This is a genomic window from Dietzia alimentaria 72 (assembly GCF_000226215.1).
Taxonomy (GTDB): domain Bacteria; phylum Actinomycetota; class Actinomycetes; order Mycobacteriales; family Mycobacteriaceae; genus Dietzia; species Dietzia alimentaria.
Map to the genome: position 1 here is coordinate 67,767 of NZ_AGFF01000025.1, position 23,966 is coordinate 91,732.

A 23,966-nucleotide genomic window follows, 5' to 3' on the forward strand; every position below is an offset into this window, starting at 1 on the left:
TGAGGGCGGGGAGTTATCCCCGCGGAGGGGCGCTCTCCCCCGGCAGCGCCTCCCGCCACGCGGTGACCAGTTCCTGCACCGCGGCCGGGCCCCGGACTGCCAGCCGGACGTGCCGCGGGTCGAGCCCGGGGAAGGTGTCGCAGCGCCGGACCGCGACCCCGCGCGCCGCAAGTCGCCCGCGAAACTCCGTCGGATCCTGACCGCTCGGCGTCCTGACCAGCATGAAGGGAGCTGCTGGCGGGACGGCTATCTCGATCCCGGCTGCGGTGAGTAGCCCACACATCGCCTCGCGGTCGGCGGCGATCTGTCGCCGGATCCGGTCGAGGTGGTCCGTCGCCTCGGCCGAGCAGCAGGCCGCGATCGCCTCCAGCTGCAGGGTGCCCAGCGGCCAGTGGACCCTGTGCGCGGCGAGGTCGGCGAGCACGTCCGGGTCGCCCACCGCGTACCCCGCGCGCAGACCGGCCAGCGCCCACGTCTTGGTGACCGAGCGCAGCACCACGAGTCCGGGGAGGTCCGACCCGGCGAGGGTGGAGCCGGCCTCGTCGTGCACCACGTCGCCGAACGCTTCGTCCACCACGGTGACGCGCCCGGGCCTGCACAGCGCCGCGAGAGTCCGGCGTGGGTGGAGGACCGACGTCGGGTTGGTGGGATTACCGACGACGACGAGATCGGCCGCGTCCGGGACGAGGTCCGGGTCGACGGTGTACGGAGCCGGCAGAAGCACGCGGGTCACCGGCACTCCCGCCCGTCTCAGCTCTACTTCGGGTTCGGTGAACGACGGGTGCACCACCGCGGCGTGCATCCCGCGGCGTGCGGCGTGGTCGGCGAGGAGATGGAACCCCTCCGCGGACCCGGCGAGCGGCAGGACGGTGGCGGGATCCACGCCGTGCCGGTCGGCCGCAGACTGCCTGGCCCGCGCTTCATCGGCAGCGGTGGGGTAGGCGGCGAGGTCGTCGACGCGCCGACGCAGGCGGTCCGCCAACCATTCGGGCGGGCGATCGCCGTGGACATTCACCGCGAAGTCGAGCTCCCCGGGCCCGACCTGGGTGTCACCGTGGAGACGCAGCCTGTCGAGGTCGTCATCTACCACGGTGCGCAGTCCTTCGGTGTGCGGTCAGCAGTCCGAAGATCATCAGGCCGGCGGTGGCCAGCTGGACGCGGTCGTGAAGGCGGACGGCCCGGCCGATATCGGAGGCTTGGACCGGCCTGCCGTCTCCGAGGACCGCGCGGTCCTGCACGCCGTAGGGGTACGGGGTCGGGCCGCCGAGTCGGACGCCCAGAGCACCGGCACATACCGCTTCCACCACACCGGCATTCGGGCTCGGATGTGCGGGGGAATCCCTCCGCCATGCCCGCAGCGCCCCGGTGGGGCTTCCGCCGACAGTTCCCGCGGCCGCGACCCCGACGAGCCCGGCGAGGCGGGCGGGCAGGAAACCCAGGACGTCGTCGAGTCTGGCGGAGGCGGTGCCGAAGTGCTGGTATCGGGGTGAGCGATGGCCGACCATCGCGTCCAGAGTGTTGGCGGCCCGGTGCGCCGCGGCGCCGGCCGGGCCCGCGACGGCTGCCCAGAAGAGCGTGGCCACGGCGGCGTCGGAAGTGTTCTCGGCGACTGACTCCACCACGGCGCGGGCGAGGCCGTCCGGGTCGAGGGCATCCGGATCGCGCCCGCAGAGCCACGGAAGCAGCGCGCGCGATCCATCATGGTCGCCGGCCCGCAGCAACTCGTCCTGCCGGCGTGCGACGGTCAGTAGGGAGGTCCCGCCCAGGCAGGACCACACGACGGCGGCGTTCCACAACACGGACCGCACTGCGCTGTCGCTGCGTGAGAGAAGTCGGCTCCCGCCGAAGGTCGCCGCGGTGGTCCCGCCGACGAGTAGCCCGGTGAACGCCAGGCCCGCAGCCCGCTGCCGGGCCGCGGACTGGCGTGGGTCCAGCAGAAAATTCTCCATCGCGAGCGCGACTCGTCCGAATCCCGCGACGGGGTGCAGGCGCTGCGGATCTCCCACGAGCCGGTCCAGCAGGACCGCCAGGCCGAGACCCAGGGCCCGGGTCAGCGGGGTGGTTCCGTCAGGGTGTGCCAGGGATTCGATGGGGCGCAGCCCGGGAGCGTGCATTGTGAGGCCCTTGAAGTCGCGGGCCCGGCAGCGCAGGAGCCCGATCGTGACCCGGCGGTGGTTTCCGCTAGGGCCAGCCGGTGTCCGGGTTCGGGGTGGTCCGGTATTCGCGCGACCTGTTGGTCCTGCTGGCCGGGAGAACGTAACACGACCGGACGCGGGCCCACTTTCGGCCCGCGTCCGGCGAGAGACCGAGGATCAGGCCTTGACCGAGAAGCCGCGCACCACGTTGAGCACGCCCAGCACGAGGAGGGAGATTCCGAGGAGCCACCAGAGGAAGCCCGCGCCCCACACCGGGGTGCTCAGCAGCGCGAAGCCGGCGAGCACCGAGACGATCGCGAAGAGAATCGTGATCGCTTTGTTGCCCGGCGCGTTCAGCGTGAACAGCGCGGTAAAGCCCTCGACGATCCACATCACGCCGATCATGATCGTCACGAACAGGCCGAGGAAAAGAGCGGACTCCTGGAGCGACGCGAACGCATAGGCTCCGGCGACGATGAACAGCAGGCCCAGCAGGACGTGCCCCACCCGGCTACCCGTGCCCTGGGTCGTGGAGACGATGCCGACGGCGGCGTAGACGATGCCGGCGAGGATCGCGTAGACGGCCAGAACCGCGGTGATCGCGACAGCGGTCTTGACGGGCCAGACCAGAACGGCGATACCGAATGCGATGGCGATCACGCCACCGACCAAGAGTGCGATACGCAGGGCTTTGGCGACAGGGGCGACGGGGTTGATGGTGGGTGCGGTCATGAATGGAGGCCGATCTACGCGGGGACACGAGAGCGGACGCGCTCGATAGGAATTAACTTATCGAGCAACTTCGTTGGGTGCCGACGGTCCACCGCAACGGGCTGAAACTACCCCCGTCGGCATCCGCTCCCGCGCCTGCTCCCGAGCCCGCGTGCGGGCCTACCGGGGCCCGGTCAGGCGGCCTGAGCGAAGCTGTGCAGCTCGGCTCGGGCCGCGGAGTGGCCCGGTTCGTTCATGCAGAGGGTGCGTGCACGATCCGAGACCGCGCCCCCGTGACGGAGTGCACTGGCGGTGTCGAGGGCGAACCACAGCTGAGTGAGGAATCGGGTGAGCGGACGGAACGGGGCCATGGCTGGACCTCCCTTGAGGGTATGAGTGAACCGAGCCGTGTGAACTGGGCAGTTCGATGGTCCCGGTGATTGTCGAGCGCAGGTATACAGACCTGTAAAGCTCGGTTTCAGATTAGGTATACAGGGCTGTAAAGTCAAGGGCCATATGGCTATCGATTTTCCCGATCTCAGCGACCTGACCCCGGGCGCCAAACGCATCCTCGACGTAGCGTCCGAATTGTTCTACGAGCAGGGCATCCACAGTGTCGGCGTGGACACGATCGCCGCGGAATCCGGCGTCTCCAAGCCGATCCTCTACACGAACTTCGGTTCCAAGGACGGCCTCGTGGTGGCCTATCTGGTCAACCGTCACCGGTGGTGGTGGGCCCTCCTCGAGCAGGAGGTGGAGAAGGCCGAGAGCCCACGCGCCCTGGCCTTCTTTGACGTGTACGCCTCAGACCACCTCAACGGCCGGCGCGGGTGCGCGTTCCTCAACGCCGCTGCCGAACTGCCGGACGACCACCCGGCGCACGAGGTGATCCGCTATCACAAGCACTCGATCCTTGACCTGCTCGAGGAGTTGGTCAAAGAAGACGCCTCACCCGACGTCGACCACCGGCACCTGGCCAACCACCTCTTCCTCCTGCTGGAGGGAGCGTTTGCCCACCGCCCGATCTACGGGACCGAGATGGTCTGGCAGGGCCGCGACATGGCGGAGCGGCTGCTTGCCCTGCCCGAGGTGGCCGGCTGAGTGCCGGTCAGGTCTGCGACTAGCGCAGCGGCATCTCGTGCTGCTCGCGCACGAACTCCGGCAGCGGTCCGGCCGACCGCAGAACGCCGGCGATCGCCGGATCGGCCAGGTGGAGACGACCCACCGAGATGAGGTCGAACTCGCCGCGCTCCATGAGCTCCACCACCGAATCGATATTGTCCGAACTCTGCACCTCGACGCCGGACTTCTGCTCGCGCAGTGATGTGCCGATGCCCACGCCGCCCACGGCCCCGGACAGCTTCCCGGTCAACCGGCGGGCCCAGCCGGCGAGGGTGACCTCGCCGTCGTCGCCGTCCAGGTCCGGGAACGCCGGGTCGCTGAACCGTCGCGTGGAGGCGTCGAACAGGTCGGCGCCCGCCTCGGCGAGCGCGCCCAGGTAGACGCCCAGTTCGTCCGGATTGGTGGCCTTGCGGGCCTTGTAGTCCTGCTGCGTGTGCTGCGAGAAGCGGTAGAACAGCGCTGCGTCCGGCCCGATGGCCTCACGAACCGCCGCCACCACGGCCGCCGGATAGCGAACTCGCGCGGCGAGGTCGCCGCCCCAGGAATCGGTGCGGCGGTTGGTGTCGTCCCAGACGAACGCGTCGGGCAGGTAGCCGTGGCCGCCGTGGATGGTCACGCCGTCGAAGCCTGCCTCCATGGCAAGCTTCGACGATCGGGCGTACGCCTCGATGGTCTCGACGATCTCGGTCTCGGTCATCGGGTCGATCTCCGGCGACCACCGTGCCACGCTGCGCTCGGAATACGTGGTTACGCCCGGGGTTCCCCACAGTCCCGACGGGCGCATCGGGCGCATCGCCATGAGCTCGTCGCGATGGGGCTTGTCGAACCGGGCGTTGGCGCCCCACAGCGGGCCCACGTGCCAGAGCTGCGCCATGATCCGACCGCCTGCGGCGTGTACCGCGTCGGTGACCACGCGCCACGCAGCCACCGACTCCGGGGTGTCGAGGCGCGGGATGCACGAATGGTCGACCGAGGTCGGGTGATCGACGCCGATCCCCTCGGTCACGACCAGCCCGGTCCCACCGGCCGCGCGGGAGGCGTAGTAATCGCGGTTTATCGCGTCCGGCAGAGCGCCCGGGCAACCCATGCGGGTCATGGGTGACATGACCAGGCGATTGTCCAGGTGCAGGGAACGGACGTCGAGCGGGCGGAAGAGCGGCTCGCGTCCGGCGGCAGCCGGGGGAGTTTCACTGCGCGGCGTCATGATGCGCGACCTCTTTGTTTCCTCGGGGCGAGGGTCTCACGAGTCGGTGTCGAGCCCTCTACGGATTGACGGGTGTCAGGTGTGATCGAGGTTACCTAAACCGGTGACGCTACGCCGCATCCAGGGCCGCGCGGATCGACTCGTCAATCCCCGTCATCTCCCAGCCCCGGGGCAGCAGTCCGTCCGCGGACTCCTCGACCACCATGTCGTGCTGCAGACTCTCGATGAGCGCGCCGACCGTCGCGCCGTTCTGACCCACGAGCGGCGAGAGACCGGCGGCGACGAGGTCCCACGGGACCCCGGGCACCGGGATCCGCACCGTGGGCAACCCGGCGATGCGTGAATAGCGGGCGAGCAGCGCCGGGTAGGTCAGCGCCTCGCCGCAGCCCAGGTCGCCGTGGCCGGAGCGCGGCTCTCCGTCCAGGGCGTGGCACAGCGCGGCCACCACGTCTCGTTCGGCGACCGGCTCGACCCTGCGGTCGCGCATCCAGCGGGGAACGGGCTGAATGGGCAACAACTCGCAGAGCGTGCGCAGCACCTCGAAACTGGTCGAGCCCGCCCCCAGGATCACCCCGGCCCGCAGGGTGAACACGGGGGTGGACCCGGCAGAGAGTAACGACTCCACCTCGAGGCGGGACGCCATGTGCCGGGACATCGGTAGGTGGTCGTCTCCGGACGGGGCCAGCCCGGAGACGTAAACGCAGCGACGCGTGCCCGCGGCGGCCATGGCCTCGCGCATGGCGACGGCGCCCACCGCGTCTTCTCGACGGAAATCAGTTCCGGCCCCCATCCGGTGCACCAGATACACCACGTCGTCGACCCCGTCGAGAGCATCCGCGAGGCTGGCCTCGTCCAGGACGTCGCAGCGCACCGTCTCGACCCGGTCGGACCAGGGGTGCACCGCGGCCCGGCGGGGGTTGGTGACGCCCGCCCGCACGTGGTGGCCGCGCTCGAGCAGCGCGGGCACCAGGCGGGAGCCGAGGTAGCCGCCGGACCCCACGACCAGGACGGTCACGAGGCGACTAGTTCATGCTCGACGACGACGACGGTGGCCATGGCGTCTTCTCTTCTCTCACGGTGGTGCCGGGTTCGGCTGGTCGCGCGCTCGGCTGCTTCTGCAATAGTGCAGCCTCGGGCGTCGCGACGCGACCGGCGTTGCTGGACAATGGCCACGTGACGGCGGCTCTGCGAGAGACCGGCTGACACGCAATCCGACATCGACGCCGCAACTGAGGAGTCCTCGTGAACGACGAATCCGCACCCGATGCAGACCTCATACCCGATGCAGCCCCCACGCTCGGCGCCGACGACCTCGCCCACCTGCGCCGCTGCGTGGAGTTGGCAGGTGAGGCGGTCGCGGCCGGGGACGAGGCGTTCGGGTCGCTGCTGGTCGATGCGGCCGGGACGGTCCGGTTCGAGGACCGCAACAGGATCTCCGGTGGCGACGCGACCAGGCACCCCGAGTTCGAGATCGCCCGCTGGGCCGCGGAAAACCTCACGCCGGACGAGCGTGCCACGGCGACCGTGTACACCTCGGGTGAGCATTGCCCGATGTGCAGTGCCGCTCACGCCCTCGTCGGCCTGGGGCGCATCGTGTTTGCGACCAGTGGTGCCCAGCACTCCGCCTGGATGGCGGAGTTCGGGCTGGCTCCCGCCCCGGTGGCGGGTCTGTCCATCACCGAGGTGGCGCCGGGGGTGCCTGTCACGGGGCCGGTGCCCGAGCTCGCCGAGCAGGTGCGTGAGTTGCACGAGCGTTCGGTGCGACGCTGACTGTGCCGCGACCCGGGCCCGGCCCGCCCAGGTGCTGAGGCACTCAGCCGGGGCGGAGCACCCGGGCGTCACCGAGGTCGAAGCTCACCTCGAACCACCGAGAACTGATCTGCCACCCCGCACCCGCCCGCGTCCACAGGTCGGTGTACTCGCCGCAGCACTCGTATGTCAGCCCGGCGAGGTCGTCGGCGCCCAGATGCAGGACCCTTCCGTATGTCCGGCTCCGAGCGCAGTCGGGGTCGCCGTCGAGGTCGAGTTCTACGCGATGGTTGCCCAGTAGATGCTGCGACGGACCGCAGCCCCCGAGGTGGGCCTTGACCCTGTCGACGATCGCGTCGCGGCCGGTAGCCCCATATCCCGTCGCGGACTCGGTGAACAGCTGGCCGAGCGCGGTCCACTCACGGGCGTCCAGGGCGGTGGCGACATCGGCCAACCGCTCGATGATCTGATCTCTGTCGCCCATCATCACCCTGTCACTCAGCCTGCTCATGTTCCTGCTCCTGCTCCTGCTCCCACTCGCGTCTGTCCTTCATCTCCCTGGGCCGGAAGTAGAAGAGCCCCGACCCCACAGCGACGAGGAACACGGCGAGCATGACAAAGAACAGTGGCCAGATGCCGGTGAGGAAGATGATCGGCACGGCCATGGCGGTGACGAGGCCGCCACCGAAGAACGGCTCAAAGATGAGTTGCTTGTACCCGAACGCCTCAAACGCGGGGCTCTCGGCTTCCGGGTCGACGATGCGCATGAGGATGAGGCCGGTGGCGGTGACGCCCATGGATTGCCCGAAGTCGCCGATGCCGCGCTCGAACCAGAAGCGGCCGATGATCCGCGGTGCCAGGAACAGGAAGATCCCGACGTTCACCAGGATGCCGGCCACCGCCAGGATCGTGAACGCGCCGATGTTCTGGCCAATCGCCTGGAGGGAGAGGGTCCCGATCGCGGCGACAATGAGGAAGTCGAGCGCCCAGCCCTGGATCCGCAACATGATCTGAGGGTCGATCACGTGCGCGACCCCGAACTTAGTGGCGATGACCTGCACTATCACGCCGCCGAGCAGCGCTATGGGGAACAGCGGCACGTAGGCAAAGATCTCCAGCGGGGTGTTCTCGTCGAGCATCACGGACGCGTAGGTGGCCTGCTCGATCCACCGCAGTCCCTCAAGGATCACCAGGCCGATGAGGATGGCCACGGTCACGAGCGCCATGTGCAGCGACAGCGGCTCGACCGACGCGGGACGGGAGGTCATCGTGCCCGCTGAGTAGTGTTCGTCCTTGCGGAACAGGCCCTTCTGCTCACTGATGGACATCGACGCGCTCCCGCTGATGAGCTCGGTCTTGCCCGTGCGGGCCCCCCAGTTGATGAGCGCGATACCGATGACGATGCCACCGACGATTCCCACCGTCGCCATACCGACCGCGAGGTCGGCACCCACCGAGAAGCCGAGCTCGTCAAACACGCTCCGCATCCCGGCCGCGGTGCCGTGGCCGCCCTCGAACCCGATCTCGATGAGTGCGCCCGTCATCGGAGAGGCGGCCAGTAGCGGCACCAGGATCAGCGCGGCGAGGAGCAGACCCACGACGTACTGACCCGATCCCATCGCCATCCCCAAGGACAGCTGCGGGCCGACGAGCTTTACTGCTCGTGAGGGCTTCGGCAGCTTCTGTCCGAGGAACATGGTGGCAAAGATGACGCTGATGAGAAGACCTGGGAGCGCCGACCACACGTCGACCATCTGATCGGTGAACAGACCGTTCTCGCCCCACGGGCCGGAGAATCGGCCCAGGACCTCAGGCCCGAGGAGGAGCAGCAGCGTCCCGCCAACGATCGAGCTGGGCAGGAACAGGGTCTGCACTATCCCCACCCGGACGCGGATGATCTTTCCGATCAACAGCGCCAACCCGAGGATGAGAAGTGCGAATCCGATGGAGTCTGCAGACATTGGTCGACCTCGGTTCCAAAGGGGGCGTGTCTCGGTGTCTTTCCTGCAACCTAGCGATCGGCGCCGCGCGTCGTGTGCGATCGGCCGACACTTCTGCGGCATCATCGATCGGTGACCGAACCGCGATGGAGAGAGCTGACGGAGTGGCCCCTCATGGCGGCGGCCGTCGCATTCCTGGCGGCCTACGCGATGACCGTGCTCGTCCGGCCGACCGGTGCCGCCGGGATCGTCACTGATGTCGTGATGTGGGGGACGTGGCTACTCTTCGCCCTGGACTTCGTGGTGCGCGTCGTTCTGGCGGAGAACCGTCTGCGGTGGCTGGTCGCCCACTGGTACGAGGTCGCGGTGATCGTGCTGCCCATGCTGCGGCCCCTACGACTGCTCCGACTGGTGACGCTGCTCGGGTTCCTCCAGCGCTCGGCGGGGACTGTGGTGCGTGGACAGGTGACCATCTACGCCGCCGGGTGGACGACGGTGCTGCTGGTGGTGTCGTCGCTCGCGATGCTCGACGCTGAACGCGGAGCGCCGGGGGCATCGATCGATTCCTACGGCGAAGCACTGTGGTGGTCGGCGGTGACGGTCACGACCGTGGGCTACGGCGATTTCTCACCGGTGACCCCTGTGGGTCGGGCGATCGCAGTGGGCCTGATGATCGCGGGTATAGCACTGCTGGGCGTCGTCACGGCGACCCTGGCGTCGTGGATCGCGGACCGGGTCGGTGAGCAGAGCGGTGCTCATCACGCCGCGACCAAGGCTCAGGTGGCCGAATTGTCCGAGGAGATCGCTGCTCTGCGTAGGCAGCTGAGCGGTGGCCAGGCCCCTTGACAGGCCCAGCCGCGGGATCGTCCCTGCCCCGGCTACATCAGCCCAGCATCCGCGACTCGCGATGAACTCGCGCCCGTACCGCGGCGGGTGCCGGAGTTCATCGCCGGTGGCGGTTGTGTCAGGGGATCGCAGGCCGGGTGGCGCGCGTGCAGGCGCGGGTGCGGATGCCCTGGCAGGGGATCGCAGGCCGGGTGGCGCGAGTGCAGGCGCGGGTGCGGATGCCGTGCGGGATCGCCGAGGACGCGGCTCAGACGTCGATCGTGTCCGAGTTGCCGGAGCGTGCCAGCGTGGCGAATTGGCGAGGAGTCGCACCCGGCAGGTAGGCCCGGCCGATCGCCACACCGATCCGCGGCAGGTCCGCCTCGTCCCTGAAGCAGAGGTAGACGGGCTCGATCCTCGGGTTGAACTTGGACTTGAACTGGTGCAGCGACCGGAACCCGTAATACGGCTCCAGCGCCTGACCGAGCAAATCGAGCCCGCGGTCGAGGACTGCGACGTCGTCGCTGTGGTTGCCACTACGGGCCAACGGAGCCCCGGACAACGAGACGTAATCGGCGCCCTCGTCCTTGAACTCCAGAGCCGAGGACGCGATGAGGAACTCGATCATGTTGTTGGCGCCGGGGCCGTTGCGCTTGCGCATCACGTCCAGCGTCCAGCCGCGCACGCCACCCTCGGAGCCGCCGCGGTAGATCGGCAGCCACGACAGTGCCGCCTGCACCACGCCGTCAGCGTCCACGGCGAGGGCGATGCGGACGTCGTCGTCGAGTGCCTCCTCGACCGTGCCCAGCGTGAACCCCATCTCCGGCAACTCCTTGTCGCCCACCCACTGCTCGGAAATTTCTCGCACCTGTGCCAGGACGCCGGCGGGCTGTGCGCGCAGTAGCCCCGAGACGTAGACCGTGCCGCTCTTGGTGGCCTTGTTCATTGCCGTACGGATCTTCTGCCACTTCTTGCCGGCAAAGGCCAGGTCGGGGAGGTCAATGATGGTGTCCTCGGCGATCTGCAACGCCCGCCAACCGCGTGCCCGCATGTGCTCGGCCGTCTCGCCGGACACCGAGAACAGGCACGGCACCGCCCCCTGGGTCTCCGCGAAGTGCACGAACTCGCCGAGCAGTCGGTCGCGGTCGGCGGGTGCGGCAACGGGATCGGCCAACGCGATCATCGTGCCCACGTGCGAGCGGTAGCCCACCACGCCTTCGCCGGGCACGGAGCGAGCCGAGGCCGCGTCGGCGAAGAAGTAGTTCATCGGCTGCCACGTGATCATCCACGACATGGTGCTCCCACCGTGACGTCGGATGAGGCCGCGGACGCGCTCCACCACGTCGTCGGGGTGCACACGCGAACCCGTCACCCGGCGCCGGAACCGCACTCCGAATGCGTTGCGGCCCACCACCAATAGGACGGCCTCGCCGGTCCAGAGCAGGCCGGTTCCGAGGGTGACGGCACCGAGGGACTCGAAGTCGGCCGCGATCACGAGCGTCGTGACGACGAGGGTGGCGACCGCGGTGAGGAGTGCATAGACCAGGGCCACACCCCACGCGGCACGGAATCCTCGGCGCAGCAATTCCGCTGTCACCGCAGCGATCAGGACGGACAGGAGCATGCTGAGCAGGCTCACGTCGTCGGCTTCGGTCGGACCGAGGGGGCCGTCGGACGGCACGACGTACACCACCACGTGGACGGCGGCGATGAACCACATTCCCGCGGAGACGACTAGACGCGTCTCCCGGCGCGTGCGGGGCGCCAGCCCACGCTCCGTCCCCGATAGGAATCGCTCGCCGACCACCAGGAACACCGCAAAGGCGATGAGGTGTGTCAGATCGGCCAGACTGCCCACAAACAGGAAGCTGACGATCACGTAGCCGTAGAGGATCGCCCGAGCTCGCAGTCGCCACGGTGACACCAGTGTCGCGGTGGTCGCGGCCAGGACCGCGATCACGGCGGTCGAGCACCCCACATCCAGGACCACCGAGAGTTCCGTGGCCCATTCCCAGCCGACCGCGTCGCCGGAGACGATCACCGCCACCGCCCCCATAACGCCCAGCACCTGGCCGCCCAGCCCGACGAGTGCGGTGCGCAGGGAGCCGAGTCGCCACTCACCCACCCCGAAACCCACCGCGACCAGCACGATCAGTGATGCGTGCTGCAGGGGCGTCAGACCGAACCAGGGGCCGCTCAGGACGGCCCACCATTTGCCGTTCTGCAGAGCGGGCAGGCCGTAGGCGACGGAGTCGAACCACGGCGCGTGATGAGCACCCCGCCAGAGAGCACTGAACACGATGCCGGTGACCAGCAGCGCTGAGACCACCGTGGCGGTCACGGGTAGCCGTCGCGTGGCCGAGACCAGTGTGCGACCGGGATCGGCCGGAGTCGCCGGCGACGCGGGTTCGTCCGATTGCTCGACGATCTGGTCGGTGCTCACAGTGCCTCCAGGGGGCGCGAGGGATGCGCCAATTATGCGACCACCGAGGTGAGCGTGTCGCTCTTTCTCCGGTTGTGGGGCAGGGCTGCCGGGATCCGTATCGTCGGGGGCATGAGCACCACTGCGCGTCCAGGGCATCAGGGGCCGTTGCTCGGCACCCGCTACGCCACCGAACTGCCAGAGCTGGTGCTGTCGTGGAAGGCAGCGGAGGTCACCGAGCCGCGACTGCTCGCGCTCAACGAGGACCTCGCCGCTGAACTCGGGCTGGACCCGGACTACCTGCGCGGAGAGGAGGGCGTGCGGCTACTGACCGGCAACCACGTCCCTGACGGCGCCGAGCCGGTCGCGCAGGCCTACGCCGGCCACCAGTTCGGCGGGTATTCGCCGAGGTTGGGGGACGGGCGGGCCCTGCTGATGGGTGAACTGGCCGACGGCCGCGACCTGCACCTCAAGGGCTCGGGGCGCACCCCGTTCGCCCGCGGGGGCGACGGACTGGCCGCGGTGGGGCCGATGTTGCGCGAGTACGTGATCAGCGAGGCGATGCACGCGCTCGGCGTGCCCACCACTCGGTCGCTGGCGGTCACCGCGACCGGCAATACCGTGCATCGCGAGCAGCCGCTGCCCGGCGCTGTGCTCGCCCGCGTGGCCGCGAGTCACCTGAGGGTGGGGACGTTCCAGTTGGCACGATCCGCCGACGACGACGAGCTCCTGCGCCGGCTGGCCGACCACGCGATCGCCCGGCATTACCCGGACGCGCGGGACTCGCAGAACCCCTACCTGGAGCTGTTCGCCTCCGTTCTCCGCGCCCAGGCGGCGTTGGTGGCGGACTGGATGCTCATCGGGTTCATCCACGGCGTCATGAACACGGATAACACCACGATCTCCGGCGAGACGATCGACTACGGGCCGTGTGCGTTCATGGAGGATTTCGATCCGGCCACCGTGTTCAGCTCCATCGACACCGGTGGCCGTTACGCCTACGCAAACCAGCCACCGATCCTGCAGTGGAACCTCGCCCGCTTCGCCGAGACGCTCATCCCGCTTGTTGACGCCGACCAGGACGAGTCGGTCCGACTTCTCACCGATCTGCTGGGCACCTTTCCCGCCGAATACCAGCGCGCCTGGACCGCCGGGATGCGCGACAAGCTCGGACTGGGCGCCGAGGTGTCGGATGAGACCGCGACAGAGCTGATCGACGAGGTCTCGCGACTGCTCAGCGCCTCGCGAGCTGACTTCACCAGCTTCTTCCGCGCGCTCGGTAAGGCCGCTGCCGGCGACCCCGCCCCGGTACGCGACCTGGTGGGCAACCTCGCCGATGACTGGCTAGCGCGTTGGCGAGCCCTCGGCCCGGACCGGGAGTTGATGGGCCGCGTCAATCCCGTCTACATCCCGCGCAATTTCCTGGTGGAAGAGGCGCTGGACGCGGCCACGGCAGGGGACCTGGGCCCGTTCGCCGAACTCCTCGTCGTCGTCACCGACCCCTACACCGAGCGGCCGGGCTACGAGCGCTACGCACGTCCCGCGCCGCCCGAAGCCGCGCCGCACGTCACCTACTGCGGCACGTAGCAGTGGGCGCGGTGGGGCGGGCGGTGCTCAGGCCGGGGGTCAGGTGCGCAGTACGTTGAGGAGTGCGACCAACAGGACCGCGAGAGTTCCGATCGCCGCCGTCCAGGCCAGAGCGGGCGACGCGAACGCGCCCTCGGTCCGCCCGACCGCGATCCACGCCAGGCCCCACGAGGTGGCCACCGCCGGGGCGACACGCCCACGACTGAGCAGCGCCGTGGCGATGCCGACGACCATCGCCGCGATGACGCCGACGATCCCGGCCGCGATGGTGCTGACCACCTCGACGCCGCTCGCGACCAGCCAGGCGTACGCGTTGGCCAGCGTCGCGACCGTCACCCATCCCAGGTAGAGCCCGAACGTGCCGTCGACCACCGTCAGTTCGATCACGCCACCGGCCCGTGGGGCGCCCAGGACGAACATCGCCCTGATCAGGACGGCGAGCAGCACCACGATCACTGAGACCGACACGGCCACCGCGTCCAGTTGGATGGCCCAGATCCATGCCGCGTTGAGCAGCACCGACGCGAGCGCCCAGGGGCGCAGCGTCCGCTGACGGGACGAGCCTCGTGCAGTGGGCGTGAGTTGCCACAACGCATATGCGAGCAGGCCCAGGTAGATGACGCTCCAGATGCTGAACGCAGCCCCGGCCGGCGCCACCGGGGTGGCGTCCGCGGACAGCGCCCCTCCTGCGGCCTCCGCGATGGGTGTTCCGCCGAGGGCGCCACTGCCGACGAACGCACCGATGATCGCGGCGGTCACGCCGAGAAGGGTCAGGACCGGCATCGCCCAGCCCGCAGGCTCTACGGCATGCGCGGCCGCCGGGGTCTGTTGCTGAAGTGTCCGGCTCATCCCGCCGACCGTACTGCGGTTCGCCGCGAGCGCAACCACTCCGGATGAGAGGTGACCACCTCGACACCCGGTCGATCTATCGGCCCGGGTCAAGTCTTCACCCTTCCGTCCTTGCGTCCGTTTCTGAGCTCGCTCGCTGTCATCCCCCACCAGCGGCGCGCGTAATGACTGAATGTGGTGTGGTCGCCCAGAGCCAGAGCGGAGGCGATTTGATAGAGCGGGACCTCGGTTGTGGTGAGCAAGCGGGTAGCGATCTCGCGGCGGACGTCATCCCGGATCGCGACGAAGCTCGTGCCTTCCTTGAAAAGCGCACGCTGGAGGGTCCGCGGCGACACCGCAAGTAGTCCGGCCACCTCCGCCAGCGATGATGTCCCGGTGGCCATCGACTGGTGTACCACTGCCCGCGTCTGGTCTGCGACGCTGAGACGCTCGGCAGGAACGTGCTGGTCTAGGTAACGCAGCGCGAGTTGCTGCACTGCGTGGTCGCCGCCTGGGATGGAGCGGCCCAGCAATGCTGCCGGTACGCGCAGGGCCGCGGCGGAGGTCATGGGCGTGACAGGCGCCCCGAAGAGACGTTCGTAGGTTTCGGGGTGGGTGCTCAGAGGATTGGGCAGTTCGACCGAGATGAGTCCGTAGTTGGCTTCCAGCACGCTCTGCATGGCGCGGTGCAGGAAGAGGAGGACCAAATCGACGGATTGCGGCGGTATCACCTGTTCCGGATCGCGGTAGCCGAAGCGGACGGCCAACACGTCGTCGTCATACCTCGGGTCCTCCGTCACGGTGATCTCTATCGAGCGGGAGTGGAAGAACAGGTAGCGGGAGGTCATTTCCAGCGCCTGGGTGGTGGTGCGCGCGTTACGGACGGCGACGGCGACCGGGCCGAGCATGTCCAGGTCCTGGTGGCAGGCGACGCGCAGGCCGAAGTCGGGGCACCGCAGTTCGACGGCGGCGGTCTCGAGGAGCAGGGCTATGGACAGGTCCTCGACCAGCTTCTCGTCGGTGTCGAGGGCGCCGGGCGGGAGACCGGCACGGCGGGCGAGGTCGTGGGGGTCGCCGCCCAACTCGGTCACCACGTGTCGCACCCCGCGCAGGCCCGATGATCGGATAAACGCCATGCGCGGGACACTCCGTTATATGGCGCAAAATCTCAACTTGTTGGCGCATTAGACAAACCTCGATCGGCGCCGGCGGACTACGGTTCCGGTCATGACTACTTCCACCGATCGCGCAAAGTGGCCCGGTGAAACCCCTGAAACACCGCTGGACCTGCTGATCGTCGGGGCTGGACTGTCGGGTATCGACCTGGCTCACCATGTCGCATGCGAATTGCCCGCATGGGAATGGGAGATCCACGATGCGCACGATGATCTGGGCGGCACGTGGCACACGTTCCGCTACCCGGGCATCCGTTCCGACTCGGACATGGCCACCTTCGGTTTCCCGTTCCGCCCCTGGCCCCATGGCTCGACACTCGGTGGTGGGGCAGACATCAAGGAGTACCTTCGCGACACCGCTCGCGACTGCGGCGCGCTCGAGCGGCTACATCTGAACTCGTGGGTCTCGGACGCGGACTGGATCAGTGCGCTACAGATGTATCGCATCACGTGTCACCTGGGCGGCGGAGGCCGCGTCGAACCGGCCGAGCGCATCGTCTGGGCCCGCCGCGTCCACTACGGATCCGGGTACTACCAGCATGACGAGGGGCACCGGCCCGAATTCCCGGGCGAGGCCGACTTCCGCGGCGAGATCATTCACCCACAACAGTGGCCCGAGGGCATGGACTACGTGGGTCGAAAATTCGTGGTGATCGGCTCGGGTGCGACAGCCGTGACCATGCTGCCGGCGCTGGAGAAGCGGGGTGCGCAGGTCACTATGCTGCAACGGACACCCAGCTACATCGGCCCCCTGCCGGAGAAGGACATCATCAGCGCGGTGTGGAAGAAACTTCTGCCCGGGCCTCTCGCGTACCGCATGGCGCGGTTCAATCACGGTGCGAGGGACATGATGCAGTTCGTGATCGCTCAACGCGCGCCGTGGTTGTTCAAGCTGAGACTGCGCGCGATGCAGCGTCGCTTCATCTCAGCGGAGATGATCGATCAGCACTTCACACCCGACTACCGGCCCTGGGATCAGCGCGTCTGCAAGGCACCTGACGGGGACATCTTCCGCTCCCTGCAGCGCGGCGCGAGGGTCGTCACGGGCTACATCGACGAGTTCACGGAGACCGGAATCCGTCTCACGAATGGAGAGGAGATCCCGGCCGATGTCGTTGTCACTGCTACCGGTCTGAAATTGCAGGCGTTCGGTGGTGGAACACTCAGCATCGATGGGCACAAGCTCCACGTCCCGGCCCAGACCACCTACCGCGGAATGATGCTCGCCGGCCTGCCCAACTTCAGCTTCACGGTGGGCTACATCAACTCCTCCTGGACGCTGAGGGCAGACATGGTGTCGAGATACATGGTCAAGCTCTGGAAGAGCGGCGAGCGTGTGTACGCACCGCGGGTGACCGGTGAGCCCGCCGACCGGCTCCTACTGGACTTCGACGCCGGCTACATCCAGCGCGACGGTCACCTGTTCCCTAAACAGGGCGACGCTCGCCCGTGGCGATACGTGCAGAATTATCTCGTGGAGATCCCGGAGCTGGCATTCGGTGACCAACGCAGGGGCATGGCGTTCGGGGACGAGGCGGCGTTGTCTGGAGTCCTACTCACCGCCGAAGTAGCTGGTGGGAAGAACAACACACTCGACGACGACAAGGTGGCCTGACCCATGGCTCGTTTTTCCTCCCGCACGCACGCGCACCGGTCCGGGGCGGCGCCCGCCGCAGCCGGTGCTCGTCGCGTCCTCATCACCGGGGCGGCGTCCGGGTTGGGGTTGGCGCTGGCGCGTGAGTTCCTGGCGCTGGGGGACGAGGTGGTCCTCACCGACGTTCATGCTGACGCCCCCACCGAGGTTCAGTCGTTGGCCGGGCAATGGACGTACCGGACGCTCGACGTGACCTCGGACGCGGATTGGACAATGGCCGCGGCAGAAATCGACCGGCTGGACGTACTGGTCAACAACGCGGGCATCGCGGTGGGCGGGCCGATCGAGATCACCGCCATCGAGTCGTGGCAGCGGATCGTCGACATCAATCTGCTCGGTGTGGTGCGCGGCTGTCGAACCTTCGCGTCCCGGATTCCCCGCGGCGGGAGAATCGTCATCACCGCCTCGGCCGCCGGGCTGGTGCACGCACCGCAGATGAGCGCCTACAACGCCACCAAGGCGGCGGCCGTCGCGCTGGGGGAGACCCTCGACGCCGAACTCCGGCCGCGCGGGGTGTCCACGTCGGTGATCTGCCCACAGTTCTTCAGATCAGGGCTGGCGGATTCGCTGTCCGGCGAGGACGCGCAGTCAGATGAGATGGCGCGCAAGCTGCTATCGCTGACGCGGCTGACATCGGAGACCATCGCCCATCGGTCGATGAAAGGTATCGAGACGCGCCGCCTGGTGATCACGCCCGACGCCTTTGCGACCTTCGCCTGGTACTCAAAGCGTTTCTCCCGAATTCCCTACCTCGCGGGCACCCGCACGATCGGACGCGTCACGGCCCGCGGAACTCAGCCCTGAGCGTTGTCCCGGACTGTGCGGCCGAGTAGGCCCTCCAGTGTGTGGAACATCCGCTCGGCGCCTTCTTCCTGGTAGGACGCGGTATCTGACATAGAGAAGCCGTGCGGGGCGTCCGGGTAGGTCTCGTTCACCGCGGTCAGACCGGCAGCCTCGAGTGCCCGGCCCAACTCGTCGATCGCGTCGGCGTCGTTGGCGGGGTCGGCATCAGCGTGCCCGAAAGCGAACTCCGCCCGGCAGCGCGGTAGGAGCAGGTGGGGGCTGCGGTTGGTGTCATCGACCAGCGCGGCGCCATGGAATCCGGCTACCGCGCGCACCTGCTCGGGCCGCAGGGCGGCCGCGCGGATCGCCAGCCGGGCGCCCATGCAGTAACCGGTCACCCCGACCGACCCGCCGGTGGCGTGCTCGGCGAGGACGTCCAGCCACCGTGTGGTGTCGGGATCGGACTGGTCAGGGGTGTAGCCCTGCACCCGCGGCATGATCACCGGCCCGTAGGCCTTCCGGTTCTCCGGCACGGTCAGGTCCATGGTGGGGCGCAGTTCGCGGGCGGTGCCGAGCCGGTAGAAGACGTTCGGCGCCAGGACCGTGTAGCCCCAGCTCGCAATCCGGTCGGCCATCTCCTCGATCCGCGGACGCAATCCGATCGCATCCATGAAAAACAGGACCCCGGGTCCTTCTCCTGTGAGGTAGGCCTCGGCCACGCCGTCGTCGGTGGTGATGTCCAGTGTCGATCCCATGACACGTGCCTACCCGGCGCCACCCGGCCAGGCAACCCCTCCTCCGGCGCCCGCCGCGGTGTCAGCCGCTGCTCGGTTCTGCCCGCAGCCGCGCGACCGGATGCGGGACGCGGCCGCAGCGGGCACGGTGGAGTCATGAGCGAAACCACGAACATCACCGTCGAGCGCGTGATCGACCACTCGGCGGCCGAAATCTTCCAGTTCCTGTCCAATCCGGAGAATCACGCCCGCCTGGACGGCTCCGGCTTCGTCCGCGGCGACTTCAAGTCCGACCGGATCCAACAGGTCGGCGACGTGTTCGCCATGGACATGGAGGGCGAGCATATGGGCGGCGAGTACCGCACCGAGAACCACGTCACCGGCTTCGCGGCGGACAAGCTGCTCGCCTGGGAGACAGCCCCTTCCGGCACGCAGCCCCCCGGCTGGCAATGGGTCTGGGAACTCGAGCCGCAGGGTCCGGACTCCACGCTGGTCCGCCACACCTACGACTGGTCCAAGGTCACCGACAAGGAGATCCTCAAGAAGGTCTCGTTCCCGTTGGTGTCCGAGAAGGAGCTAGACGAATCGCTGTCGAACCTCGCGGCGGCCGTCGCCGGCTGACCCCGCCACCCGGCCGCGCCGTCACGCCGCCGCGGGTCCGGAGTCAGCGGACCTTCTTCAAGGCGGTCCCCTTGTGCACGGCCACGTGATCGGTCTTGTCACTGTCGATCTCGTACTGCGGGTCCTCGGGACTGCAATGTCGAGTGCGCCCCTTGAATTCGAAATTCTTGGTGTGAACGGCCCGGATCACTCCGCTGACCATCCCGGCCTCCGAGTTCCACTCAACGTGGTCACCCACTGCGAACTTGCTCATGAGACCCAGTATCCACCTCTCGCGCGCTTGATGTGGGGGATGTCATAGCCGGGTAGCAGCCCGGTGCCCCGAGTCAGAGATTGCAGCCGTGACCTGCGGCGGAACTCGTCGTCGTCGTCACTTTCTGATCTTTTGGATCGCCCTCGCGACCGGTTCAGGGCGGATCGACCCTTGCGCCCACCCGCCGGTGTGATCGTAATGTCGGCCGCTGACCGATGAACGACTGAAAGCACGACACGAGACCTACAGGAGGTCACGAGGGATGCAGAAGAAGATCGTCCGAACCCTGACCGGCGCAATCCTGGCAGGAGGAATGGCTGCTGGCGGTGCCTCATTGGCGGTGCCCGCGGCGAACGCTGCCCCGGTGTCGGCGTGGGATCAGGTCGCCCAGTGTGAGTCCGGTGGGAACTGGAACATCAACACCGGCAACGGCTATTACGGTGGTCTGCAGTTCGCGGCCCAGACGTGGAGCGGCTACGGCGGCGACCAGTACGCGCCCACCGCCGACCAGGCCACCAAGCAGCAGCAGATCGAGATCGGCGAGAAGGTACTCGCGGGCCAGGGCGCAGGCGCCTGGCCGAACTGCGGCGGCCCGCTGGGCTGACCGGTCCGGCGCCCGCGCGCGCCAGATAGCTGACGCGCGTTCCACGCGCATGGGTCCCGAAATCCGCTACTTCGACCTCGCAGTCGTTACTCCCTCTGGCGTAGCGATTTCCGAGGACGGGTAGCGGATTCCGTGTTTAGGGGAGGTTTATTCAGAATGTGTCCGATGGGGCAACTACTGTCCTGAACGTGACCGCCGCCGACCGCCTCTACTCCGCTCTCGTCACGCGGGTCGATCCCGCAGACGTCAACCTGCCCGAATCCGTCAGCCGGGAGGTTCCGCGCAACGGCATGAAGCTCGTCGCTGCCAACACCCTGCAGTCGTCGGGTGACCAGACGATGAGCGCATCCACGGTGCTGCCCTGGATCTTCAACGTCCTCGGCGTGCCGGCGGCGCTGGTCGGCCTGCTGGTGCCGATCCGAGAGTCGGGATCGATGCTCCCGCAGGCGTTCCTCACCCCGCTGATCGTGCGGGTCCGGCGTCGGAAGTGGGTGTTTGTCGCCGGCGCGGCTGTGCAGGCTGTGTCGGTGGCAGTGATGGCGGCAATCGCGGCGCTGGGTTACGGAACGGCTGCCGGGGTAGGGATCCTGGTGGCGCTGACGGTGTTCTCGCTGGGCAGATGCCTGTGCTCGATCGCGTCCAAAGACGTTCAGGGTCGCACCATTCCGTCCGGCGAGCGTGGGCAGATCATCGGGCTCGCCACCTCTGCCGCGGGACTGGTCGCCATCACGTTGGGCCTGGCGATCCGTGTGGTGGGTGGGGGCAACCTGGACAAGGCCCAACTCGCCATCCTTTTGGCTGCGGGCGCGGTCCTGTGGACGATCTCCGCCGCCGTGTATGCACAGGTGAGAGAGCCGGCCGGGGAAGTCCCTGCAGCGTCAGAATCGGGAGACGACGCGCAAACCGGGTCCGACGATTCCTCACCCTCGTGGTGGTCGGACGCCGTCCAGCTGTTTCGCGACGACCCGACGTTTCGGAAATTCATCTCCGTCCGAGGACTGCTTCTCGTCTCGTCGCTGAGTCCGCCGTTCATCGTGTCGATGTCCGTGGCTGCCGGCACCGGGGCGCTCACCGGGTTGGGTGGTTTCGTCCTGGCGTCGGGTGTGGCGTCGTTGATCGGTGGGCGGATCTTTGGCCGGATGGCGGACAAGTCGAGTCGGTTGCTCATGGCGCGAGCCGCGTCGGCGGCCTCCGTCGTGGCTGTGGCTCTGGTCGTGGTGGTGCTGGCGGTCCCAGACTTCGACGGCGGTTCCGTGGCGGGTTCCGCCGTATTCGTGGGGTCGTACTTCTTGCTGACGCTGCTGCATTCGGGGGTGCGTGTCGGCCGGAAGACCTACGTCGTGGATGTGGCCGAGGGTGACACCCGCACGATGTATGTCGCAGTGGGCAACACGACCATGGGTCTCATCCTCCTGGCTGTGGGCGGGGTGAGCTCCGCGCTCGCGGTATTCGGCGTGCCCTGGGCCCTGGTGTTCCTCGCCATCCTGGGGCTGATCGGCGCGTTCTCGGCCCTCTCGATGCCCGAGGTCTCCCGCGGCGCCTGATCCGCACGCCCCGCGGCGCCTGCCCCGAACATCCCGCGGCGCCTGCCAAGCGCGCCTCTCCATCTGCAATTCCGCCGCGCCCGCGCTCACCATCCGCCGCCAAGAGGAATTTGTGCAGATCCACTCGGTCGATGCAGGCGTTTTCCTCTTGGCGGCGGGTTGTGGCGGCGGGTTGTGGCGGCGGGCTGTGGCGGCGGGCTGTGGCGGCGGCCAGCGGCGGAAACGGCGACAATGGCGGGTAACGCGGCAAGCCGGGAAACCACGCCCACGACTTCGACGACAACAACACCTACGACGAGGAGCCCACATGCCAAACAACCAGACCACCCTCACGGATTTCGAAGCGAACCTGCTGGACGGAACTCCGAAGGATTTGTCCGACTACGCGGGGCAGGTCGTCCTGGTGGTCAACACCGCGAGCAAGTGTGGGTTCACCCCGCAGTACACGGGCCTGCAGAAGCGGTACGAAGATTATCGCGATCAGGGTCTGGTCGTACTGGGATTCCCGTGCGACCAGTTCGCGCACCAGGAGCCCGGCACGGACGAGGAGATCGGCGCGTTCTGCGAGCGAAACTTCGGAGTGGACTTCCCCCTGTTCTCGAAGATCGAGGTCAACGGCTCGGGAGCACATCCGCTGTACCAGTGGCTCAAGACCGAGAAGTCGGGCCTGTTGGGTGGGCGGATCAAGTGGAACTTCACCAAGTTCCTTATTGGACGAGACGGCACGGTGGTGGGCCGCTTTGGGCCGAACCGTAGGCCCGAGGACTTGCGCGACGCCGTCGAAGAGGCGCTGCGGGGCTGAGGGCGAATGCAGCTCCGTTACGTCGTGAACTCAGGGGAGATTAAGGTAAGTCGATCTAGTCGTCGATAGTCCCATTGGAGATTGATGTCCCTCCCCTTCCGTCGCTTCGCAGCCACCACAGCCGGCACGCTCGCCGTCGCCCTGACAATCGGTTCAGCAAGTCCAGCATTGGCCCAGGGCATCGATCCCTCCAGCCTGGGGGAGCAGGGCGCCGGCTCAGCCATTGCAGCGATCGGCTCCGTACCCGTGGGTTCGACCGCCGACGTCCTGGGATCTGTCGGATCCGCTGACTTCCCCATGGACGCGGGCTCGTCCTCTCCCGTCGGAACACCTCGCCCTGTTGACGAGACCATCACCGAGTCGAAGTTCCTGAGGATCGAGAGAACGGCTGGCGATTACCAGTACTGGCTGGTTCAGTCCCAGGCGATGAAGCGTGAGGTCCTCGTTGAGGTCGTGCCATCGCGTCTGGGAGACGAGGCGCCGGTTCTCTACATGCTCGACGGCGTCGACTCGCCCGAGAACCCGTCCGGCTGGAGTTCGATGGGCAAAATCGCCGACCGCATGGCCGACGAGAACGTGCACGTGGTGACCCCCACGGGTGCCTACGCCTCCTACTTCGCGGACTGGGAGAACGAGGACCCGGTCCTCGGCAACAACAAGTGGGAGACCTTCCTCACTAAGGAACTCCCTGCGATCGTCTCCTCACGGCTCGACGTGACCGACAAGGCTGCGGTGGGCGGCATCTCGATGGGCGGGCAGGCGGCCATGCACCTGGCGGCCACGTACCCGGAGCTCTACGACGCGGTCATGTCCTTCTCCGGCTACTACTCGACGATGGACCAGCTGGGCTACCAGACGATTCGACTCACCGTGGAGACCCGCGGAGGGGCGATCGAGAACTTGTGGGGCACGCATGGCGCTGCGGCTTGGCGAGCCCACGACACGATTTCGCACGTCCAGAACCTCGCCGATGCCCGGGTCTATTTCTCCGCGGGCAACGGAGTGGTCGGGCCGGATGACCTCGCCGCCTACGGTGGCGATCTCGAAGGCGTAGCGGCCGGGCTCGTTCTCGAGCGGGGTGTGCTCGAAGGAACCACGGCGTTCGAGAAGGCTCTCGAGGCCAAGGGTATAGACCACCGGGTCGATTACTCCGATACCGGGCTACACAACTGGGTCAACTTCATGAAAAACTTCGATGCCGGTTGGGACTACATTAAACCGGCACTCGCGGGCTGACCGCGCAGCACGGTGGCCCGGCCCGCATCATCGGCCC

The 23,966-nt window shown here is 67.8% G+C and carries 25 protein-coding genes; 12 read left to right on the forward strand and 13 right to left on the reverse strand.

What is annotated here, in order from left to right:
* Positions 1 to 13: 13 nt before the first annotated feature.
* The 4 genes from cobC to ON04_RS16775 all read right to left on the reverse strand — a co-directional run bounded on the left by cobC (position 14) and on the right by ON04_RS16775 (position 3,217).
* Positions 14 to 1,090, reverse strand: a complete 1,077-nt coding sequence (gene cobC / locus ON04_RS13725; RefSeq protein ID WP_010542204.1) for an Rv2231c family histidinol phosphate aminotransferase CobC — start codon at positions 1,088 to 1,090, stop codon at positions 14 to 16.
* Positions 1,080 to 2,114 carry an adenosylcobinamide-phosphate synthase CbiB gene (gene cbiB, locus ON04_RS13730; RefSeq protein ID WP_010542205.1) on the reverse strand — a complete coding sequence of 345 codons (1,035 nt, stop codon included), beginning with the start codon at positions 2,112 to 2,114 and terminating at the stop codon, positions 1,080 to 1,082. Before cbiB ends, cobC begins: the two co-directional genes overlap by 11 nt.
* Before the next feature lie 198 nt (positions 2,115 to 2,312).
* The gene (locus tag ON04_RS13735) at positions 2,313 to 2,867 is read right to left on the reverse strand and encodes an HdeD family acid-resistance protein (RefSeq protein WP_010542206.1); all 555 of its coding nucleotides are present in this window, start codon (positions 2,865 to 2,867) and stop codon (positions 2,313 to 2,315) included.
* 173 nt (positions 2,868 to 3,040) lie between these two features.
* Complete coding sequence (locus ON04_RS16775; RefSeq protein WP_158217844.1) at positions 3,041 to 3,217, reverse strand: hypothetical protein; 177 nt, start codon at positions 3,215 to 3,217, stop codon at positions 3,041 to 3,043.
* A gap of 145 nt (positions 3,218 to 3,362) precedes the next feature.
* Between ON04_RS16775 and ON04_RS13740 the strand changes: the two genes are divergently transcribed.
* Positions 3,363 to 3,947 (forward strand): TetR/AcrR family transcriptional regulator, encoded by a 585-nt coding sequence (locus tag ON04_RS13740; protein WP_010542207.1) that lies wholly within the window; start codon positions 3,363 to 3,365, stop codon positions 3,945 to 3,947.
* Between the two features lie 19 nt (positions 3,948 to 3,966).
* On the opposite strand, the gene ON04_RS13745 is transcribed toward ON04_RS13740, so the two are convergent.
* Positions 3,967 to 5,172 carry an oxidoreductase gene (locus ON04_RS13745; RefSeq protein WP_010542208.1) on the reverse strand — a complete coding sequence of 402 codons (1,206 nt, stop codon included), beginning with the start codon at positions 5,170 to 5,172 and terminating at the stop codon, positions 3,967 to 3,969.
* Between the two features lie 109 nt (positions 5,173 to 5,281).
* Positions 5,282 to 6,187 carry an NAD(P)H-binding protein gene (locus ON04_RS13750; RefSeq protein ID WP_010542209.1) on the reverse strand — a complete coding sequence of 302 codons (906 nt, stop codon included), beginning with the start codon at positions 6,185 to 6,187 and terminating at the stop codon, positions 5,282 to 5,284.
* 14 nt (positions 6,188 to 6,201) lie between these two features.
* Here ON04_RS13750 and ON04_RS16780 point away from each other — a divergent pair, with 14 nt between their 5' ends.
* Positions 6,202 to 6,375 (forward strand): hypothetical protein, encoded by a 174-nt coding sequence (locus ON04_RS16780; protein WP_158217845.1) that lies wholly within the window; start codon positions 6,202 to 6,204, stop codon positions 6,373 to 6,375.
* A 72-nt stretch (positions 6,376 to 6,447) separates the two neighbouring features.
* Positions 6,448 to 6,942, forward strand: a complete 495-nt coding sequence (locus ON04_RS13755; RefSeq protein ID WP_029458472.1) for a nucleoside deaminase — start codon at positions 6,448 to 6,450, stop codon at positions 6,940 to 6,942.
* Positions 6,943 to 6,985: 43 nt separating this feature from the next.
* On the opposite strand, the gene ON04_RS13760 is transcribed toward ON04_RS13755, so the two are convergent.
* A complete protein-coding gene (locus ON04_RS13760) occupies positions 6,986 to 7,432 on the reverse strand; it encodes a nuclear transport factor 2 family protein (RefSeq protein ID WP_010542211.1) in 447 nt (148 codons plus the stop codon).
* The gene (locus ON04_RS13765) at positions 7,416 to 8,882 is read right to left on the reverse strand and encodes a sodium/glutamate symporter (protein WP_010542212.1); all 1,467 of its coding nucleotides are present in this window, start codon (positions 8,880 to 8,882) and stop codon (positions 7,416 to 7,418) included. The genes ON04_RS13760 and ON04_RS13765 overlap by 17 nt, the downstream gene beginning before the upstream one ends.
* A 153-nt stretch (positions 8,883 to 9,035) precedes the next feature.
* Here ON04_RS13765 and ON04_RS13770 point away from each other — a divergent pair, with 153 nt between their 5' ends.
* A complete protein-coding gene (locus ON04_RS13770) occupies positions 9,036 to 9,707 on the forward strand; it encodes a potassium channel family protein (protein ID WP_010542213.1) in 672 nt (223 codons plus the stop codon).
* 247 nt (positions 9,708 to 9,954) lie between these two features.
* On the opposite strand, the gene ON04_RS13775 is transcribed toward ON04_RS13770, so the two are convergent.
* Positions 9,955 to 12,129, reverse strand: coding sequence for a bifunctional lysylphosphatidylglycerol flippase/synthetase MprF (locus ON04_RS13775; RefSeq protein ID WP_010542215.1), 2,175 nt, complete (start codon positions 12,127 to 12,129; stop codon positions 9,955 to 9,957).
* A gap of 111 nt (positions 12,130 to 12,240) precedes the next feature.
* Here ON04_RS13775 and ON04_RS13780 point away from each other — a divergent pair, with 111 nt between their 5' ends.
* Positions 12,241 to 13,695 carry a protein adenylyltransferase SelO gene (locus tag ON04_RS13780; RefSeq protein WP_029458474.1) on the forward strand — a complete coding sequence of 485 codons (1,455 nt, stop codon included), beginning with the start codon at positions 12,241 to 12,243 and terminating at the stop codon, positions 13,693 to 13,695.
* Between the two features lie 39 nt (positions 13,696 to 13,734).
* Here the strand turns inward: ON04_RS13780 and ON04_RS13785 are convergent, their stop codons facing one another.
* Both ON04_RS13785 and ON04_RS13790 read right to left on the reverse strand, forming a co-directional pair.
* A complete protein-coding gene (locus tag ON04_RS13785) occupies positions 13,735 to 14,478 on the reverse strand; it encodes a tryptophan-rich sensory protein (RefSeq protein WP_010542217.1) in 744 nt (247 codons plus the stop codon).
* A 155-nt stretch (positions 14,479 to 14,633) separates the two neighbouring features.
* Positions 14,634 to 15,659 carry an AraC family transcriptional regulator gene (locus ON04_RS13790; protein ID WP_010542218.1) on the reverse strand — a complete coding sequence of 342 codons (1,026 nt, stop codon included), beginning with the start codon at positions 15,657 to 15,659 and terminating at the stop codon, positions 14,634 to 14,636.
* A gap of 91 nt (positions 15,660 to 15,750) precedes the next feature.
* Here ON04_RS13790 and ON04_RS13795 point away from each other — a divergent pair, with 91 nt between their 5' ends.
* A complete protein-coding gene (locus tag ON04_RS13795) occupies positions 15,751 to 17,313 on the forward strand; it encodes a flavin-containing monooxygenase (protein WP_010542219.1) in 1,563 nt (520 codons plus the stop codon).
* Between the two features lie 3 nt (positions 17,314 to 17,316).
* Positions 17,317 to 18,156, forward strand: a complete 840-nt coding sequence (locus ON04_RS13800; protein WP_010542220.1) for an SDR family NAD(P)-dependent oxidoreductase — start codon at positions 17,317 to 17,319, stop codon at positions 18,154 to 18,156.
* Here ON04_RS13800 and ON04_RS13805 read toward each other — a convergent pair.
* Positions 18,147 to 18,890, reverse strand: a complete 744-nt coding sequence (locus tag ON04_RS13805; RefSeq protein ID WP_010542221.1) for a dienelactone hydrolase family protein — start codon at positions 18,888 to 18,890, stop codon at positions 18,147 to 18,149. The genes ON04_RS13800 and ON04_RS13805 overlap by 10 nt on opposite strands.
* 135 nt (positions 18,891 to 19,025) lie before the next feature.
* Between ON04_RS13805 and ON04_RS13810 the strand changes: the two genes are divergently transcribed.
* Positions 19,026 to 19,490 (forward strand): SRPBCC family protein, encoded by a 465-nt coding sequence (locus tag ON04_RS13810; protein ID WP_010542222.1) that lies wholly within the window; start codon positions 19,026 to 19,028, stop codon positions 19,488 to 19,490.
* A 43-nt stretch (positions 19,491 to 19,533) separates the two neighbouring features.
* Here ON04_RS13810 and ON04_RS13815 read toward each other — a convergent pair whose 3' ends face one another.
* The gene (locus ON04_RS13815) at positions 19,534 to 19,743 is read right to left on the reverse strand and encodes a hypervirulence associated TUDOR domain-containing protein (protein ID WP_010542223.1); all 210 of its coding nucleotides are present in this window, start codon (positions 19,741 to 19,743) and stop codon (positions 19,534 to 19,536) included.
* Positions 19,744 to 20,056: 313 nt separating this feature from the next.
* On the opposite strand from ON04_RS13815, the gene ON04_RS13820 reads away from it, so the two are divergent.
* From ON04_RS13820 to ON04_RS13835, 4 genes are all read left to right on the forward strand, one after another.
* Positions 20,057 to 20,347, forward strand: a complete 291-nt coding sequence (locus ON04_RS13820; RefSeq protein ID WP_420795352.1) for a transglycosylase family protein — start codon at positions 20,057 to 20,059, stop codon at positions 20,345 to 20,347.
* Between the two features lie 188 nt (positions 20,348 to 20,535).
* The gene (locus ON04_RS13825) at positions 20,536 to 21,891 is read left to right on the forward strand and encodes an MFS transporter (protein ID WP_029458476.1); all 1,356 of its coding nucleotides are present in this window, start codon (positions 20,536 to 20,538) and stop codon (positions 21,889 to 21,891) included.
* 307 nt (positions 21,892 to 22,198) lie between these two features.
* Positions 22,199 to 22,693, forward strand: coding sequence for a glutathione peroxidase (locus ON04_RS13830; RefSeq protein WP_010542226.1), 495 nt, complete (start codon positions 22,199 to 22,201; stop codon positions 22,691 to 22,693).
* An 84-nt stretch (positions 22,694 to 22,777) separates the two neighbouring features.
* Positions 22,778 to 23,929, forward strand: a complete 1,152-nt coding sequence (locus ON04_RS13835; protein ID WP_010542227.1) for an alpha/beta hydrolase — start codon at positions 22,778 to 22,780, stop codon at positions 23,927 to 23,929.
* Positions 23,930 to 23,966 lie beyond the last annotated feature (37 nt).

Bases quoted from the DNA above. Each gene is read 5' to 3' on its own strand.
- cbiB (WP_010542205.1), bottom strand. From the start codon at position 2,114: ATGCACGCTCCCGGGCTGCGCCCCATCGAATCCCTGGCACACCCTGAC.
- ON04_RS13735 (WP_010542206.1), bottom strand. From the start codon at position 2,867: ATGACCGCACCCACCATCAACCCCGTCGCCCCTGTCGCCAAAGCCCTG.
- ON04_RS16775 (WP_158217844.1), bottom strand. From the start codon at position 3,217: ATGGCCCCGTTCCGTCCGCTCACCCGATTCCTCACTCAGCTGTGGTTC.
- ON04_RS13740 (WP_010542207.1), top strand. From the start codon at position 3,363: ATGGCTATCGATTTTCCCGATCTCAGCGACCTGACCCCGGGCGCCAAA.
- ON04_RS13745 (WP_010542208.1), bottom strand. From the start codon at position 5,172: ATGACGCCGCGCAGTGAAACTCCCCCGGCTGCCGCCGGACGCGAGCCG.
- ON04_RS16780 (WP_158217845.1), top strand. From the start codon at position 6,202: ATGCTCGACGACGACGACGGTGGCCATGGCGTCTTCTCTTCTCTCACG.
- ON04_RS13760 (WP_010542211.1), bottom strand. From the start codon at position 7,432: ATGAGCAGGCTGAGTGACAGGGTGATGATGGGCGACAGAGATCAGATC.
- ON04_RS13765 (WP_010542212.1), bottom strand. From the start codon at position 8,882: ATGTCTGCAGACTCCATCGGATTCGCACTTCTCATCCTCGGGTTGGCG.
- ON04_RS13770 (WP_010542213.1), top strand. From the start codon at position 9,036: ATGGCGGCGGCCGTCGCATTCCTGGCGGCCTACGCGATGACCGTGCTC.
- ON04_RS13780 (WP_029458474.1), top strand. From the start codon at position 12,241: ATGAGCACCACTGCGCGTCCAGGGCATCAGGGGCCGTTGCTCGGCACC.
- ON04_RS13785 (WP_010542217.1), bottom strand. From the start codon at position 14,478: ATGCCGGTCCTGACCCTTCTCGGCGTGACCGCCGCGATCATCGGTGCG.
- ON04_RS13790 (WP_010542218.1), bottom strand. From the start codon at position 15,659: ATGGCGTTTATCCGATCATCGGGCCTGCGCGGGGTGCGACACGTGGTG.
- ON04_RS13795 (WP_010542219.1), top strand. From the start codon at position 15,751: ATGACTACTTCCACCGATCGCGCAAAGTGGCCCGGTGAAACCCCTGAA.
- ON04_RS13800 (WP_010542220.1), top strand. From the start codon at position 17,317: ATGGCTCGTTTTTCCTCCCGCACGCACGCGCACCGGTCCGGGGCGGCG.
- ON04_RS13805 (WP_010542221.1), bottom strand. From the start codon at position 18,890: ATGGGATCGACACTGGACATCACCACCGACGACGGCGTGGCCGAGGCC.
- ON04_RS13810 (WP_010542222.1), top strand. From the start codon at position 19,026: ATGAGCGAAACCACGAACATCACCGTCGAGCGCGTGATCGACCACTCG.
- ON04_RS13815 (WP_010542223.1), bottom strand. From the start codon at position 19,743: ATGAGCAAGTTCGCAGTGGGTGACCACGTTGAGTGGAACTCGGAGGCC.
- ON04_RS13820 (WP_420795352.1), top strand. From the start codon at position 20,057: ATGGCTGCTGGCGGTGCCTCATTGGCGGTGCCCGCGGCGAACGCTGCC.
- ON04_RS13830 (WP_010542226.1), top strand. From the start codon at position 22,199: ATGCCAAACAACCAGACCACCCTCACGGATTTCGAAGCGAACCTGCTG.
- ON04_RS13835 (WP_010542227.1), top strand. From the start codon at position 22,778: ATGTCCCTCCCCTTCCGTCGCTTCGCAGCCACCACAGCCGGCACGCTC.